Here is a 15,830-nt window from a genome sequence, read left to right on the forward strand (position 1 = left end):
ATGGCAGCGCACACATCGCCCACCGCAACCGGCTCACTCGAGCACCCCGAGCGCATCGCGGACGTACCCGGCCACGTGATCCCGATCCTCGAGGACGAGTTCGCGGACTTCGCCACGCAGGCCGGCCGGTTCATGCGCGGCGAGCTGGCCGAGGATGACTTCATCAAGTTCCGCCTGCGCCAGGGCGTCTACGGCCAGCGCCAGCCGGACGTGCAGATGATCCGCATCAAGCTGCCGATGGGAGGGGTCACCGCTGAGCAGCTCGACGCCTTCGCGGAGGTGATCGAAGCGCACGTGCCGCTGCGCAAGGGCCACATCACGACCCGCCAGAACATCCAGATGCACAACGTGCCGCTGGCGAAGGTCGAGGCGCTCCTGCGCCAGCTCGGCGAGGCCGGGCTCTCGAGCCGCGAGGGTTGCGGCAACACCGTGCGCAACGTCACCGGCGACCCGCGCGCCGGGACCCTGCCCGACGAGCTATTCGACATCACCCCATACGCGGGCGCCTACGTGCGCTACTTCGTGCGGCACCCGACCACGCAGATGATGCCGCGCAAGGTCAAGACGGCGTTCAGCGCAACCGAAGCAGATGAGGTCGTCACGCAGATCCACGACATCGCCTTCACCCCACGCCTGCGCGACGGCGTGCGGGGGGTGCAGATGCGGGTTGGCGGCGGGACCGCGATCATGCCGCGACTCGCGCCGGTGCTCTACGACTTCGTTGAGCTCGACAACGGCGATTACCTGAAGGTGACCGAGGCGCTGTTGCGGATCTTCGACCGCCAGGACTTCCTGCGCGTCAACCGCGCCCGCGCGCGGATCAAGGTGCTCGTCGACAAGGTCGGGATCGACGCGGTGCGGGAGCTGGTCGAAGCGGAGCTGCGCGAGGGCTGGGTGAACGAGCGTGACTTCGACCCCGAGCCGCTGCTGCTGCGCCACGACGAGCAGACCCACGCGCCCGGCCCGCCGGCGCAGGCCGGCTCCCCCAACGGCGACGGCCGAGCCTTCGAGCGCTTCGTGCACAGCAACGTGCGCAGCCAGCGCCAGCCCGGCTTCCGCACGGTCGAGGTGAAGGTCCCGCGCGGAGATCTCGATCCGAGCCAGCTGCGTGGCCTGGCAGCGCTGATGCGCCGGTCAACTGGCCCCAGCGCACGCACGACCGCCCGCCAGAACCTGGTGCTGCGCTGGGTGCGCGAGAAGTCGGTCTACGACGTGTGGCGCGAGCTCGAGCGCTTGGGCCTGGGCGCGGCCGGCGCAGAGGAGATCACAGACGTGGTCAGCTGCCCCGGCACGGACTCCTGCAAGCTCGGGATCACGAGCTCCATGGGGCTCAACCGGGCCCTCAGCCAGCGGCTCGAGCAGATGGCGATCAGCGACCCGCTGACACGACGCATCCACGTCAAGATGAGCGGCTGCCCGAACGGCTGCAGCCAGCACCACCTGGCCGGCATCGGTTTCTACGGCGCGTCGATCAAGGTCGGGCAGGGCACGATCCCCGCCTACATCCCGCACATCGGTGGCTCCTACGAGGATGGCTTGGTGCGCTTCGGTGTGCGGCTGAAGACCCGCCTGCCAGCGCGTCGGGTGCCCGATGCGGTTGAACGCTGGGTCCGCTTCTACGAGGCCGAGCGCGCCGCCGGGGAGCCCTTTGGCGCCTTCGCCGCACGCGTCGGCGCGCAGGCGTTTGAAGCGCGCGTCAAGGACCTGGCGATGCCAGTGGAGTTCTCGCAGGAGAACATCGAGCAGTTCGTCGACTGGTCGCGCGACCGGCCGTTCCAGGTGGAGCGCGGCGAGGGCGAATGCGCCGTCTGAGCTTGTCCCGGCGGCCTGGGGCACTAAGCTGACGACCACGATGCCCGAGACGCCGCCGGACCTCGAACGGGCGAGTGCCCAGGAGGTGATCGCCTACGCCGTGGAGCGCTTTCACCCAAGCCTGAAGACAGCCTGCTCTTTTCAGAAGGAGGAGTCGGTGCTGGCGCACATGCTGAGCCAGATCGCCCCCGACGCAACGCTCTTCACGATCGACACCGGCGTCCTGTTCCCCGAGACGCTCACCACCTGGAAGCGCTTTGAGGAGCGCTTCGGGCTGACGATCGAGGTCATCGACGCCGCAAGCCCGCAGGGCGCATGGACGCGTGAGCGCTGCTGCGGCCAGGCCAAGGTCGACGGGCTGGAGCGCGCGCTTGCCGGCGTTGATGCCTGGATCACTGGCATCCGCCGCGAGCAGGCGCCCACGCGCGCCGATGCGCGCAAGCTCGAGCGCGACGAGCGAAGGCGCCTGTGGAAGCTGAACCCGCTCGCGGATTGGACCGAGAAGCAGATCTGGGAGTACATATACGCCAACGACCTGCCGTATAACCCGCTGCACGACCAGGGCTATGAGTCGATCGGCTGCGCGCCCTGCACGCTCCCGGGCAGTGGCCGCGAGGGCCGCTGGGCAGGAGAGGAAAAGACCGAATGCGGTATCCACCTCTAGGATGGCGCGAGCTGCGACGATGACAACCGGGCCGCACACACACGTGACCACCCGCTCCACATACGAGCTCTCCCACCTGCAGGCCCTGGAGGCCGAGGCGATCTACATCATGCGAGAGGTCGCCGCCCAGTTCGAGCGGCCCGTGCTGCTGTTCAGCGGCGGCAAGGACTCGATCGTGCTGATGCGCCTGGCGGAGAAGGCGTTCAGGCCGAGCCGCTTCCCGTTCCCGGTGATGCACGTGGACACCGGCCACAACTTCCCCGAGGTGACCGCCTTCCGCGACCAGCTCGTGGAACGGCTCGGCGAGCGGCTGATCGTGGCGAGCGTTCAGGACTCGATCGACGCAGGCCGCGTGCGCGAGCAGACCGGTCCGCGGGCGTCGCGCAACCGCCTGCAGACGACGACGCTGCTTGATGCGATCGCCGAGCACTGGTTCGACGCCGCCTTCGGCGGCGCCCGCCGCGACGAGGAACGCGCCCGCGCCAAGGAGCGCGTCTTCAGCTTCCGCGACGACTTCGGCCAGTGGGACCCCAAGAACCAGCGCCCCGAGCTGTGGGCGCTCTACAACGGACGCATCCGCCGCGGCGAGCACGTGCGCGTCTTTCCAATCTCCAACTGGACCGAGATGGATGTCTGGCAGTACCTCGCCCAGGAGCGGCTGGAGGTGCCATCGATCTACTACGCGCACACGCGCGAGGTGTTCGCGCGCGACGGCATGCTGTATGCGACCAACGAGCACATCCAGCTGATGGACGGCGAGGTGCCGTTTCAGGCCTCCGTCCGCTACCGCACGGTCGGCGACATGACCTGCACCGGCGCGGTCCGCTCGACGGCGAGCACGCTTGCCGAGGTGGTTGCGGAGATCGCCGCCAACCGCATCACCGAGCGCGGCGAGACCCGCGCCGATGACCGCGTCAGCGACGCGGCGATGGAGGACCGCAAGCGCGAGGGCTACTTCTGATGCCGGCCGTCAGCGAGCTTTTGCGGGTCGCCACCGCGGGCTCGGTGGACGACGGCAAGTCGACCCTGATCGGACGCCTGCTGCACGACACCAAATCGATCCTGGAGGACCAGCTGGCCCACGTCGCCGAGACCTCCGAACGCCGCGGCGACGGCTACGTCAACCTCGCGCTCTTGACCGACGGCCTGCGCGCCGAACGCGAGCAGGGCATCACGATCGACGTGGCCTACCGCTACTTCCAGACCGGCGCGGCGGCGGGCACCGCCACACTCGACACTGGCGCCGCGAGCTTCCAGGGCGGGCGCAAGTTCATCATCGCCGACACGCCCGGGCACGAGCAGTACACGCGCAACATGGTCACCGGCGCCTCCACCGCCGACCTCTCGATCGTCCTGATCGACGCGCGCCACGGCGTCAGCGAGCAGACGCGCCGGCACGCCTACATCACCTCGCTCTTGCGCATCCCGCACCTGGTGGTGGCGGTCAACAAGATGGACCTGGTCGACTACTCCCAGGAGACCTTCGAGGCGATCGTCGCCGAGTTCACCGACTGGGCCACGCGCCTGGCGCTGAGCGACGTGAGCTTCATCCCACTCTCGGCGCTGCGCGGCGACAACGTCGTGGAGCGTTCCGACAGCATGCCCTGGTACCAGGGCCCGTCGCTGCTCTACCACCTCGAGCACGTCGTGATCGCCACCGACCGCGACATGGACGACGTGCGCTTCCCCGTGCAGTGGGTGGTGCGGCCGATGAGTGACGAGCACCACGACTACCGCGGCTACGCCGGGCAGGTCGCCGCCGGCGTGATCCGACCCGGCAGCGAGGTGCTCGTGCTGCCCAGCGGACGGCGCACCAGGGTGGCGGCGATCGACACCTACGACGGCGCGCTCGAGCTCGCCTTCCCGACGATGTCGGTGACGCTGCGGCTCGAGGATGACATCGACATCTCGCGCGGCGATCTGATCGCCGGCGCCGACGAGCCGCCGATCGTCGCGCGCGACCTGGAGGCGATGGTCTGCTGGATGAGCGAGCAGCCGATGCGAGCCGGCGGGCGCTACGCGATCCACCACACCACCCGGGCCGCCAAGGCGATCATCGACCGCCTGGAGTACCGCGTCGACGTCAACACGCTCGAGCGCGACACCGACGCCGGCACCCTGGAGCTCAACGAAATCGGCCGCGTGCACCTGCGCAGCTCAACACCGCTGGTGGTCGACCCCTACGCCCGCAACCGCACCACCGGCAGCTTCATCCTGATCGACGAGGCGACCAACGACACGGTCGCCGCCGGGATGATTCGCTCGGCCCGCTGAGCGCCGGCATAAGCGTCTTGAGCCCTCGCTTGGCTTGCGCTTGTACCGTGTCGGGCGAATGAGCATCCAGACACGTGCGCGGCCGGCGGACGAATATCCGGTGAGTGAGGGTTTGGCGGGCCGGTGGCCCGCCAAACCCTCACTCACCCGTGCCGACCTGCTCGCGATCGCGATCCCCACGCTCGCCGGGGCGCTGCTGACCGCTATCGACCTCGGCACGCGCAGCCTGTGGCTCGATGAGGGCTCGACCTTCGCGATCGTCAGCCAACACGGCGCGGCGCTGTGGCGCGCCGTGGCCCACGACGGCGGCAACATGCTCATCTACTACCTGGGGATGCACCTCCTGCTCGCGTGGTTCGGTGACGCCACCTGGGTGATGCGCCTGCCGTCGGTGATCGCCACCGCGGCGACCGGTGGCCTCGTGGCGGCGCTCGCGCTGCGCCTGTTCCCCGACAACCGACGTCTGGCCGGCGCCGCCGGCCTGCTGACCGTGATCAGCCTGCCACTCGTCTACTGGGGGCAGAACGCCCGCGGCTACGCGTGGCTCGTGACGCTCGCGGTCGGCTCGTTTCTGGCGCTGGCCGTGATCCTTCAGACCCCGCCCGAGCGCGCCCCCGCGCGCGGCGCCGTGGCTGCCTACCTGCTCACCACGCTGGCGGCGCTCTACATCGGCTACGACTTTGCGCTGCTGATCCCGGGCCAGCTGGCGCTGCTTTTGATCCACCGCGAACGCGCCCGGCTGGTGATCGGCTGCCTGGCGCTCACGCTGGTGCTGTGCACACCGCTCGCGGTGCTGGCGGTCGAGCGCGGCTCAAGCCAGCTCTTCTGGGTCACGCAGCTGCACTGGGCGATCGTCGGAGAGGCGATGCTGACGCTGCTGGCCGCGCTGCCGCCAGACTTCCACACGACCGCGATGACCTACGTGGCGGTCGCCGGCCTCGGTCTCGGCACGGCGAGCGCTCTGGTTGCCGCAGCCCGCCCGGCACTGCGCGCGCTGCGCGATCGCCGGCCGCGCGACCAGCACGCCTGGCCGGTTCTGTTCATGCTCTCCTGGGCGCTCGTGCCGACCGTGCTGACCGTGCTCTTCTACGCCGCCGGCGAGCCGGTCGAGCTGCCGCGCGTGACGATCCTGGTGATCCCGGTGGTGGCGCTGCTGCTGGCCTGGCTGCTCTTGCGGCCGGCACGCACGCTGCGCCTGACGGCGTTCGGCACGCTCGGCGTCGTGCTCCTGCTCGGCCTGCGGCTGACGCAGGTGGTACCCGCCTACGGCGTCTCGCCGGAGCCATGGAACACGGTCACCGCCTACGTGCTGGCCCACACCTCAAGGGCCCAGCCGGCGTGCGTGATCTTCTACGCGCAGGACGGCCGCGAGTCCTTTGACTATTACCTGCTGCGCGACACCGGCACGCCCGCCGGCACGCGCAACCCCGCGCCGGACCTGCACCCGGTGCTGCCATCGCTGGGCTTTGCAACGGTCCGGCCCTTCGTCGAGCAGTACGCCACGCTGGACGCGGCGAAGCGGGCCCGCGTCGCCAGCGCCTGCCCGCGCCTGTGGATCATCGCAAGCCACAACGGCGACGCAAACGGCACCCCGCAATCGCGCGCGAACCTGCGCCGCTACCAGCGCATGGAGCAGAGGCTTCGGGCGCTCTACCCGTATACGACAATACGGACGTTCGGCTGGTCGGCGCCGATCAACGTGCGCCTGCTGTACCGCTCAGGGTCGTAGCCACATGCCGACGTAGGTGATCGGCGAGAGCACCACCGTGGCGAGCAGGTTGAAGCGCATCGCCCTGCGGTAGGCACGGCCGTCGAACGCCGCACCGACCGCCAGCACCAGTGGAAAGGCGTCGACCAGGATGCGCGGGTTGGGCGGCGTGTTTGCGGAGGTGACCGCCAGCAGACAGACCACGACCGTCCAAACCCACGTGGTCAGCGGCACGTGCGCACGGTGATCCCACAGCAGCTTGAGCGCCACCAGCATGAACACCGTCCCGAGCAGCGCAAGGACATTGTTGAGATCCACGCCAGCCGGCCCGTGGCCGGCGGCGCCGGCGACGAACATCTGGCGGACCAGCTGAATGGCCACGTTGGGGATCGCCAGCGGCGTGGTCGACTCCGACCACTCGATGTGCTGGGCGGTGTAGTCAGCAAACGGCGAGCCGGTCCAGATCCACAGGTAGATCGCGAACCCCACGGCGCCGCCGACCGAGAGCACCGGTGCCAGCAGCGCACGCCACGAGGCACGTGCCGGCAGACGGCGGCCGCGGATGCGCGGGTTCCAGCCGCAGCGACGCCACTCGACCAGGGTGGCCACGGCACACATCGGCACCGCCGCCAGATCGGTCGGCGCGACGGCCGTCGCAAAGCCGGCCATCACACCGGCCCACAGCCAGCGACGGCGCGCCAAGAGCAGCATCGCAGCGGCGATCAGGCTCACCGTCAAGGCCTCGCTGTAGACCATCGAGAAGACGATCGTGCCCGGGAACAGACACCAGAACCTGACCGCCCGGCGTGCCGCCTCATCACCCCACCAGTCACGCGCCAGCTTGCCGACCAGCACCGTGGCAACCGCGCCGGCGATCATCGAAACGGCGATCGCCGCCAGCAGGTCGCTGATCGCTGAAACGTGCGCAACCAGCCAGATCGTCATCGGGTACATCGGCATGAAACCGAGCGTCGTGTAGGCGCGCGGCTGCCTGATCACGTGGTGGAAATACCAGGTGGCCGCGGTCTTCAGGTACCACTCACCGTCCCAGTTGGACATCTCGCTGCCGAGCGTCGAATGCGTCAGCGGGAAACCCTGCCAGTTGAACGTCCTGGCGAGGCCCACATGGGCGCCGAGCGTGTCGACGACCAGCATCGCAGCCGCCGCGATCGCCAGGTACAGCAGCCGCGAGGCGACATACATCGTGAGCGTGTAGCCGCTCAGCGAAGCGGTCCGCAGCCGCTCCGCAAGGTGGGCCATGAGACCCAGGCGGCGCGCGCCCGCGGGATGCGCCTCCTGAAGGATCGTCACGCCGCAGATAGTAGGACGCTAAAGTCCGGCGACGCATGTTCGGAAAGGTTCTGATCGCGAATCGTGGTGAGATCGCGGTGCGTGTTATGCGGGCCTGTGAGGAGCTTGGGATCGCCACGGTGGCGGTGTATTCGGAGCTTGATCGTGACGCTGCGCATGTGCGTCGCGCGGATGAGGCGTATCTGCTCGGCCCGGGTCCGGCGGCGGAGTCGTATCTGAACGTGGAGCGGCTGCTTGAGATGATCGAGCGGTCGGGTGCTGAGGCGGTGCATCCGGGGTATGGGTTTCTGTCTGAGAACGCGGCGTTTGCCTCGGCGCTTGAGGAGCGTGGGATCGTGTTCATCGGCCCGCCGGCGAGCGCGATCGAGGCGATGGGCTCAAAGACCCGGGCGCGGGAGCTGATGGCGGCCGCCGGAGTGCCGATCGTGCCGGGCACGACCGAGCCGGTTGAGACGGTCGCTGATGCCAGGGCGATCATTGCGGCGCAGATCGGCTACCCGGTGGCGGTCAAGGCCGCCGGTGGCGGGGGTGGCAAGGGCTTCCGGGTCGCTATCGAGGAGTCGCAGCTGGAGGCGGCGTTTGAGGGGGCGGCAAGGGAGGGTGAGAAGTTCTTCTCTGACCCGACCGTTTATCTGGAGCGCTATCTGCCTGATCCGCGGCATGTGGAGGTGCAGATCCTCGCTGACAAGCACGGGCATGTGATCCATCTGGGGGAGCGCGACTGCTCGCTTCAGCGCCGGCATCAGAAGCTGATCGAGGAGGCGCCCGCCCCCGCGGTTGAGGCCGTCTCCGGCCTGCGTGAGCGGATCGGCCGGATCGGGGTTGATGCCGCCGCCGCGGTCGGCTACGCGGGCGCCGGCACGATCGAGGGGCTTTTGCAGGATGGCGAGTACTTCTTTTTGGAGATGAACACGCGCGTCCAGGTTGAGCATTGCGTGACCGAGCTTGTGACCGGTATCGACATCGTCAAGGAGGGAATCCGCGTGGCGGCCGGTGAGCCGCTGTCGGTCCGCCAGGAGGATGTGGTGCTGCGCGGCCATGCGATCGAGTGCCGTATCAACGCTGAGGACGCGTCAAAGAACTTCGCGCCCGCCCCGGGACGGATCGGCACCTACCGTGAGCCCTCGGGCCCGGGGGTCAGAGTCGACTCCGGTGTCGGCCCGGGCAGCGAGGTCTCACCGATGTATGACCCGATGATCGCCAAGCTGATCGTCTGGGACACCGACCGTGAGCAGGCGACCGCACGGATGCTCCGCGCACTTGGCGAGTATGAGATCGGCGAGCTGAAAACACTGCTGCCGTTTCATCAGGCGATCCTCGCCACGCCGCAGTGGGCAAACGCCGAGACCTGCCGGGACCTGATCGAGGACCGTGCCTGGCTGAAGAGCCTCTCGTTCCCGAAGCCCGAGCAGCCCGCGGGCGGGCCGGACACGCCCACACAGACCACACGCGAGTACACCGTCGAGGTCTCAGGCAAGCGCTTTGAGGTCAAGGTCATCGGTGAGGCTGCTGGTGCTGGTCCGCTGACCAGCACCAGCGCTCAAGCGTCCCCAGCCACCGCGTCCCCGCGTCCCGCGCCCCGCCGCCATGCCCGCAACGGCGCCACCACCGCGAGCGCGCACACGGGCGCCAACGGCAACGCCCTGACCGCCCCACTGCAGGGCACCGTCTTCAAGGTCGCGGTCACGCCGGGCCAGACGGTCGCCGAGGGCGACCTCGTGTGCGTGATCGAAGCGATGAAGATGGAGAACGAGATCACCGCTCACCGCGCCGGCATCATCACCGAGATCCATGTCAGCGTCGGCGCGGCCGTTCAGCTCGGCGACCAGCTCGCCGTGATCAGCTCACCCTGAAGGCTGGCCCGTGCGCGCGCTCGCCGTCCACGAGGATGTGATCGTCGTCGTTTCCAGTATCTGGCAGACGACCTGCACCGCGGTCAGATCCGGGGATGAAGGGTTCCTGATCGACTCGCCGGTCCTGCCCGCGGAGCTCGAGGCGCTGCCGGCACTGCTTGAGCAGTCGCACTTCCCGGTCAGCGGCCTGCTGGCCACCCACGGCGACTGGGATCATCTCCTGGGCCGGCTCGCGTTTGCGGAGCACTCGCTCGGTGTCGGCGAGTCCACGGCCGCTCGGCTCGAGGCCGAGCTGGGAGAGCCGCAGCGCCGGCTGCGCGAATTTGACAACGAGTTCTATGTGGAAGGCCGCCGCCCGCTGGCGCTCACCGGACTGCAGGGCCTGCCGGTCCCCGGCCGGATATCGATCGGCTCAGACACCGTCGACGAGCTCGAACTGCTGCCCGCCGACGGCCACACCGGCGACGGCGTGTGCTTCTGGCTGCCATGGGCCAGCGTGCTCATCTGCGGCGACTACCTCTCGCCGGTCGAGCTGCCGATGATCTCCGCCGAGCATGGCGGCTCACTCGAGGCCTATCGCGAGACGCTGTTTCGGCTCTCGCCGCTGGTCAACCGCGCCCAGACCGTGGTCCCCGGCCACGGCGCGCCACTCACCGCGGAGCGTGCACTCGAGCTGCTGGCGGAGGATCTGGCCTACCTTGAGCAGTTGGCCGGTGACGGCGAGGTGACGCTGCCCTCCGGCCGGCGCTCAGCCACACAGCGCGAGATCCACGCGCGCAACCTCGCGGCGGTCCGCTGAAGCGGACGCCCGGCGAGGCGCTAGCCGACCCCGATCAGCTTGGCCGCTTCCTTGAGCGTGCGCACCTCGGCATCGGGCTTCTTCTGGTTGGGCTCGAGCACCTGGCCGTGGCGGTTTACCCAGATCACCGGGATCTTCTTCTTGACGCACGGCTCCACGTCGTAGTAGTGGCTTGAGGCGATGTGAACCCACCCCTTCTTGCCGCCGATCCGCCGCTCGCACTCGGTGAAGTGAGCGGGGTCCGGCTTGTAGGAGCGCACCTGCTGAGCGGTTACCACCAGGTCGAAGTCGAGCGGGATGTGCCGGCGTGTCTGGCCGAGCAGCTTGTCGTCGATGTTGGAGATCAGCCCGACGCTGTACTTCTTGGCGATCTTCTGCAGCACTGGGCCGGTCTCCTTGAACGGCAGCCAGCGCTGGATCGAGTCCGGCAGAAAGCCGGCGCGCGAAGGCTCAAGCGACCAGCCGAGCTCCTTGGCGATCTGCACCGCCGTACGCCTCAGAACCTCCGCGTACAGTTCGTAGGAACCAGCCTGGATCTGCTCCTGAACGGAGTGAAACAGCGGGACGATCTGCGCCGGGTCAAGCGTCACACCATCCTTTGCCGCCTCCTTGACGAAGGCGTCGACGGCACCCGCCTCCCAATCGATCAGCGTCCCATATACGTCGAAGGTGACAAAGGTGACCTGGCTGGGGATCGTCATGAACGCTTTATGATGCCATTTTCTCGACCATTTCGTCCTCCTGCAGGGGTGCGCGGCGCGCCAAAGCGCTTTGCAATAGATTGCAGGTATGGACCTGCTCGAATACCAAGGCAAGATGTTGTTTGCCCGTCACGGGGTGCCGGTCCCGTCGGGCAGGCCGGCGCGCAGCGTGGAGGAGGCGGTCGCGGCCGCGCAGGAGATCGGCTATCCGTGTGCCGTGAAGGCGCAGGTGCAGATCGGTGGGCGCGGCAAGCTCGGCGGTATCAAGATCGCAAATGACGCCCAGGAGGCGCGTGAGCATGCGAGCGCGATCCTGGGGATGGACATCCGCGGGCTGACGGTTTATGAGCTTTGGATCGAGGGCGCGTCACAGATCGCCTCCGAGTACTACGCCTCGGTTGTATTTGATCGTGGCGCCAAGGCGCCTTTGGTGATGCTCTCGACCAAGGGCGGGATGGACATCGAGGCGGTCGCGGCCGAGGACCCGGACGCGATCGCGATGTTGCACGTCGACCCGCTGCTTGGCTTCCAGCCCTTCCACGGCCGACGCCTGGCGTATGAGGCGGGCGTTGACGCGGACGTGGTGCGGCCCGTGGGCGAGATGCTCGCAAAGCTCTACGCCGTGTTCACAAGCGAGGAGGCGACGCTCGTTGAGGTCAACCCTTTGATCATCACCCCCGAGCGCGAGGTCAAGGCGCTTGATGCGAAGGTGACGCTCGATAACAACTCGCTGTTTCGCCATCCAGAGAACGCACAGCTGCGCGACCTCTCCGCGGAGGATCCGCAGGAGCGCATGGCCCACGAGCGCGGGCTGACCTATGTGAAGCTCGACGGCAACATCGGCGTGCTCGGCAACGGAGCCGGCCTGGTGATGTCGACGCTTGATGTGGTCAAGGGCGCGGGCGGTGAGCCCGCGAACTTCCTGGATGCCGGTGGCGGCTCCAAGGCAGATGCGATCGTCTCAGCCGTTGAGGTGATCCTCTCTGACCAGAAGGTCAAGGCTGTGCTGTTCAACATCTTCGGTGGCATCACGCGCTGTGACGAGGTCGCACGCGGCCTGATCGAGGCCTTTGCGCTCATCAAGCCGACGGTCCCGTTTGTGGTGCGCCTGGACGGCACCAACGACGTTGAGGGGCGGGAGATCCTCGCACAGGCAAACCTGCCCGGTGTGTACACCGAGGCGACCATGGACGCGGCCGCCGCGAAGGTTGTGGAGCTGGCCAAATGAGCATCCTGGTAGATCGGTCAACGCGCCTGGTGACCACGGGCATCACCGGTTCGGAGGGCACGTTCCACAGCTTGAGAAACCGCGAGTACGGCACCCAGGTGGTGGCCGGCGTGACGCCCGGCAAGGGCGGGCAGAACGTCGAAGGGATCCCGGTCTTCAACACGATCGCGCAGGCGGTGGCGGAGCAGGGCGCTAACACCGCGATGATCTTCGTGCCACCACGGTTTGCCGCCGACTCGATCCTCGAGGCCGAGGAGGCCGGAATCGAGCTGATCATCGCGATCACCGAGGGCATCCCCGCCCACGACGAGCTGCGCGCCTTCCAGATCATCAAGAAGAACGGGCGCGCCAGGCTGATCGGCCCCAACTGCCCCGGCGTGCTCTCGCCCGGCAAGGCGAACGTCGGGATCATTCCGGCCGCATTCTTCAAGCCCGGCAACGTCGGTGTCGTCTCACGCTCGGGCACGCTCACCTACCAGGTCGGCAACGAGCTCGCCCAGCAAGGGTTCGGCAACTCATCGATCGTCGGGATCGGCGGTGACCCGGTGCCCGGCACCGACTTCATCGACGTGCTCGCGCTGTTTGAGGCCGACCCCGAGACCGAGTTGATCGTGATGTGCGGCGAGATCGGCGGGGACGCCGAGGAGCGTGCCGCCGACTACATCGCCGAGCACGTCACCAAGCCGGTCGTGGCCTACATCGCCGGCTTCACCGCTCCGCCCGGCAAGCAGATGGGGCACGCCGGCGCGATCGTCTCAGGCAGCCACGGCACCGCCGCCGCCAAGGCCGCCGCCCTGGAGGCAAAGGGTGTGCAGGTGGGGCGCACACCCACGCAGGTGGCGCAGATCGCGATGGCCAAACTCGGCGCGCCGACCAACTGATGGGCGCAGCAACCACGGAGTGACACCGATGAGCGACCTGCGACCGATCTCCTTCGCCCGCGGCGCCCCGTCGCTTGACATCGTCGACGTCGAGGGCCTCAAGGAGGCCGCACATGCCGCCTTCACCAACGACCCCGCTGGACTGACCGGCTACGGCACCGCGATCGGCTACCCGCCACTGCGCGCCTGGATCGCTGAGCGCCACGGCGTCGCGCCCGAGAACGTGATCGTCACCAACGGCTCGATGCAGGCCGACGCCTTCCTGTTCGACGTGCTCGTCTCAGAGGGCGACACGGTGATCGTCGAGCTGCCCACCTACGACCGTACGCTGCTGTCGCTGCGCGGCCGCGGCGCGCAGGTGCGCATGGTCGAGCTCGAGCCCGACGGCATTGACGTGGAGGCGCTCGCGCGCCTGCTGGACGCCGGCGTGCGCCCGACGCTCGCCCACATCATCCCGAACTTCCAGAACCCGGCCGGTTACACGCTCTCGCAGCCAAAGCGTGAGCGGCTGCTCGAGCTCGCGCGCAGCCACGGGTTCGTCGTCTTCGAGGACGACCCCTACGTGGAGCTGCGCTTCAGCGGCGAGCGGCTGCCGACGATGCTCTCGCTGGACCCTGAGAACGTTGTCTACGCCTCCTCGTTCTCAAAGACGGTCGCGCCCGGCATCCGCGTCGGTTACCTCGTCGGCCCACGGCCGATCATCGCCCAGATCGAGAAGCTCGCGACCGGCACCTACATCTCGCCGAACATGGTCGCGCAGGGGATCGTCAACCAGTTCGCCCGCTCGGGTGCGATCGAGCGTTCGGTCCAAACGGTCAAGACGGCGCTCGCGCAGCGCGCCACCGCGCTGGCGGCGGCGCTTGAACGCGAGTTGCCTGACGCCCGCTTCGTCAAGCCCCAGGGCGGCTACTTCATGTGGGTCAAGCTGCCTGAGGGCACCGACGTGGCCGCGCTCTTCACCGCTGCCGCCGCCCGCAACGTGCAGTTCGTGAAGGGCACCGATTTCGTGCTCGAGGGCCACGAGTCGACGCTGCGCCTCGCCTACGCGGGCGTGACCGTGGCCGAGATCGAGGAGGGCATCGCCCGCCTGGCCGACGCCTACCGCGAGGTCACCGCCAGCCGGGGATGAAGGCAGGTCTTTGTGAGCGCGATGATAGCGTGATAGCATCCTGGCGTGGCACAGATCTTGATCAGACAGCTCGAGGATGATGTGAAGGCCAAGCTTCAGCGACGCGCGCGTCAGCACGGGCGCAGCACTGAGGAAGAGGTGCGTGACATTCTGCGCAACGCTGTGCGCGATGACGACCAGCCGCCAACCAAGCTCGGTTCACGGATCGCAGCGCGCTTCGCGAATGTCGGGCTGGATGAGGACATAGTCGAGCTGCGTGGACAGCCAGTTCGCCCGGCGCAATTTGAACAGTGATCCTGCTTGACACCAACGTCGTCTCGGCGTTGATGCGACGCGACCCCGAGCCCGTTGTGGTGGGGTGGCTTGACGAGCAGCCGGCGGAGTCGATCTGGACCACCTCGATCACGGTGTTCGAGGTGCAGACCGGCCTTGAGCTTCTCCAACAAGGCCGCCGGCGACAGCAGCTTGAGGATGCGTTCGCCCAGCTGCTCGCCGAGGAGCTCCAGGGCCGAGTCCAGTCATTTGACCAACCGGCAGCGATCGCCGGCGGCCGCATCGCCGCCGAGTGCCAGCTCGCTGGACGCACGCTGGAAATCCGCGACGTGCAGATCGCCGGTATCACCGCCGTGCGCAGGGCCACCCTCGCCACACGGAACACCCGTCACTTCGCAGACCTGGGCATCGACGTCGTCAACCCCTGGTCCGGGTAGCTTCCCGCTCAGCTGACAGACATCCTGCCGGGCCTAACGCCCGTAGCGGCCCTGTCCCAGCACGAGCTGCTCGGGCAGCGCGGTGCGCGGCGGCGGCGAGGGCTCGGCCGTCACAGAGACGGTTTCGGCCACGCTGATCGTCAGGCTCGTAGGCTCGCCACCGGCCTGCGGCGCGATCGTGATCAGCTCCGTGTCCTTGGCGGTCACCACGGCGCCCAGGCCGGGATGAACACGCTGGGACATCAGGTGGTGCAGGAGGTCCTCGGCCTCGTTCTCGAGCCGCAGCACGGTGATCCTGGCGCCAACCTCACAGTCGGCCAGCGGCACGCCCTGGATCCGCTCACCGACGCGGATCGGATGGCCGTGAGGGCAAGTGTCGGCGTCGCCGACACTTGCCCTCACGTACGCCTCAAACCTCGGCGTCATCGCGTGCTCGAGCCGCTCGGCCTCCTCGTGCACATCGTCCCACGGCACGCCGACCACATCGGTCAGGAAGCGCTCGATCAGCCGGTGGCGGGAGACGATCAGCTGCGCGTCGGCGCGGCCGGAATCGGTGAAGTGGATCGTGCGGTCGCCATCGCGGGTGATGTAGCCATCACGCTCGAGCCGGCCGACCATCTCCGAGACCGTGGGCGCTGAGAGCCGCATCGCCCGGCCGAGGTTGGCGGCGGTCAGCGGCAGGCCGGCCTCGTGGAGCCAGAAGAGCGACTGCAGATACTCCTCCTCGCCGGCGGTGGCGTGCGCGTTTGACCGGGGCATC

Annotated in this window: 15 protein-coding genes; 12 read left to right on the top strand and 3 right to left on the bottom strand. The window is 68.2% G+C overall.

Annotated elements, in window-relative coordinates; all coding sequences use genetic code 11:
• From M3M54_RS10495 to M3M54_RS10515, 5 genes are read left to right on the top strand one after another with little or no spacing between them, the layout of a single operon-like run.
• Positions 1 to 1,812: a nitrite/sulfite reductase gene (locus tag M3M54_RS10495; protein ID WP_249018995.1), complete on the top strand. Its 1,812-nt coding sequence runs from the start codon at positions 1 to 3 to the stop codon at positions 1,810 to 1,812.
• 40 nt (positions 1,813 to 1,852) lie between these two features.
• The gene (locus M3M54_RS10500; RefSeq protein ID WP_249018996.1) at positions 1,853 to 2,476 is read left to right on the top strand and encodes a phosphoadenylyl-sulfate reductase; all 624 of its coding nucleotides are present in this window, start codon (positions 1,853 to 1,855) and stop codon (positions 2,474 to 2,476) included.
• Between the two features lie 19 nt (positions 2,477 to 2,495).
• The gene (gene cysD, locus M3M54_RS10505) at positions 2,496 to 3,437 is read left to right on the top strand and encodes a sulfate adenylyltransferase subunit CysD (protein WP_249018997.1); all 942 of its coding nucleotides are present in this window, start codon (positions 2,496 to 2,498) and stop codon (positions 3,435 to 3,437) included.
• Complete coding sequence (locus tag M3M54_RS10510; RefSeq protein ID WP_249018998.1) at positions 3,437 to 4,750, top strand: sulfate adenylyltransferase subunit 1; 1,314 nt, start codon at positions 3,437 to 3,439, stop codon at positions 4,748 to 4,750. Before cysD ends, M3M54_RS10510 begins: the two co-directional genes overlap by 1 nt.
• A 58-nt stretch (positions 4,751 to 4,808) precedes the next feature.
• The gene (locus M3M54_RS10515) at positions 4,809 to 6,479 is read left to right on the top strand and encodes a hypothetical protein (RefSeq protein WP_249018999.1); all 1,671 of its coding nucleotides are present in this window, start codon (positions 4,809 to 4,811) and stop codon (positions 6,477 to 6,479) included.
• Here M3M54_RS10515 and M3M54_RS10520 read toward each other — a convergent pair.
• Positions 6,468 to 7,769: a hypothetical protein gene (locus tag M3M54_RS10520; protein ID WP_249019000.1), complete on the bottom strand. Its 1,302-nt coding sequence runs from the start codon at positions 7,767 to 7,769 to the stop codon at positions 6,468 to 6,470. The genes M3M54_RS10515 and M3M54_RS10520 overlap by 12 nt on opposite strands.
• 35 nt (positions 7,770 to 7,804) lie before the next feature.
• Between M3M54_RS10520 and M3M54_RS10525 the strand changes: the two genes are divergently transcribed.
• Entirely contained in the window at positions 7,805 to 9,622 is a 1,818-nt protein-coding gene (locus M3M54_RS10525; RefSeq protein ID WP_249019001.1) for an acetyl-CoA carboxylase biotin carboxylase subunit, read from the top strand.
• Between the two features lie 10 nt (positions 9,623 to 9,632).
• The gene (locus tag M3M54_RS10530; RefSeq protein ID WP_249019002.1) at positions 9,633 to 10,421 is read left to right on the top strand and encodes an MBL fold metallo-hydrolase; all 789 of its coding nucleotides are present in this window, start codon (positions 9,633 to 9,635) and stop codon (positions 10,419 to 10,421) included.
• A gap of 20 nt (positions 10,422 to 10,441) precedes the next feature.
• Here the strand turns inward: M3M54_RS10530 and M3M54_RS10535 are convergent, their stop codons facing one another.
• The gene (locus M3M54_RS10535; RefSeq protein ID WP_249019003.1) at positions 10,442 to 11,122 is read right to left on the bottom strand and encodes an HAD-IA family hydrolase; all 681 of its coding nucleotides are present in this window, start codon (positions 11,120 to 11,122) and stop codon (positions 10,442 to 10,444) included.
• A gap of 88 nt (positions 11,123 to 11,210) precedes the next feature.
• Here M3M54_RS10535 and sucC point away from each other — a divergent pair, with 88 nt between their 5' ends.
• Genes sucC through M3M54_RS10560 form a run of 5 tightly spaced genes read left to right on the top strand, consistent with a single transcriptional unit; the run spans position 11,211 to position 15,070 of the window.
• Positions 11,211 to 12,350, top strand: a complete 1,140-nt coding sequence (gene sucC / locus M3M54_RS10540; protein ID WP_249019004.1) for an ADP-forming succinate--CoA ligase subunit beta — start codon at positions 11,211 to 11,213, stop codon at positions 12,348 to 12,350.
• Entirely contained in the window at positions 12,347 to 13,231 is an 885-nt protein-coding gene (sucD, locus tag M3M54_RS10545) for a succinate--CoA ligase subunit alpha (protein WP_249019005.1), read from the top strand. The genes sucC and sucD overlap by 4 nt, the downstream gene beginning before the upstream one ends.
• Positions 13,232 to 13,259: 28 nt before the next feature.
• Positions 13,260 to 14,360, top strand: coding sequence for a PLP-dependent aminotransferase family protein (locus tag M3M54_RS10550; protein WP_249019006.1), 1,101 nt, complete (start codon positions 13,260 to 13,262; stop codon positions 14,358 to 14,360).
• Positions 14,361 to 14,405: 45 nt separating this feature from the next.
• Positions 14,406 to 14,654, top strand: coding sequence for a plasmid stabilization protein (locus M3M54_RS10555; protein WP_249019007.1), 249 nt, complete (start codon positions 14,406 to 14,408; stop codon positions 14,652 to 14,654).
• Entirely contained in the window at positions 14,651 to 15,070 is a 420-nt protein-coding gene (locus tag M3M54_RS10560) for a type II toxin-antitoxin system VapC family toxin (RefSeq protein WP_249019008.1), read from the top strand. Before M3M54_RS10555 ends, M3M54_RS10560 begins: the two co-directional genes overlap by 4 nt.
• 33 nt (positions 15,071 to 15,103) lie before the next feature.
• On the opposite strand, the gene M3M54_RS10565 is transcribed toward M3M54_RS10560, so the two are convergent.
• Positions 15,104 to 15,829 (bottom strand): metal-dependent transcriptional regulator, encoded by a 726-nt coding sequence (locus M3M54_RS10565; RefSeq protein ID WP_249019009.1) that lies wholly within the window; start codon positions 15,827 to 15,829, stop codon positions 15,104 to 15,106.
• Between the last annotated feature and the right edge of the window lies 1 nt (position 15,830).

Source organism: Conexibacter sp. S30A1 (genome assembly GCF_023330665.1).
In the GTDB taxonomy this organism is placed as follows: domain Bacteria; phylum Actinomycetota; class Thermoleophilia; order Solirubrobacterales; family Solirubrobacteraceae; genus Palsa-465.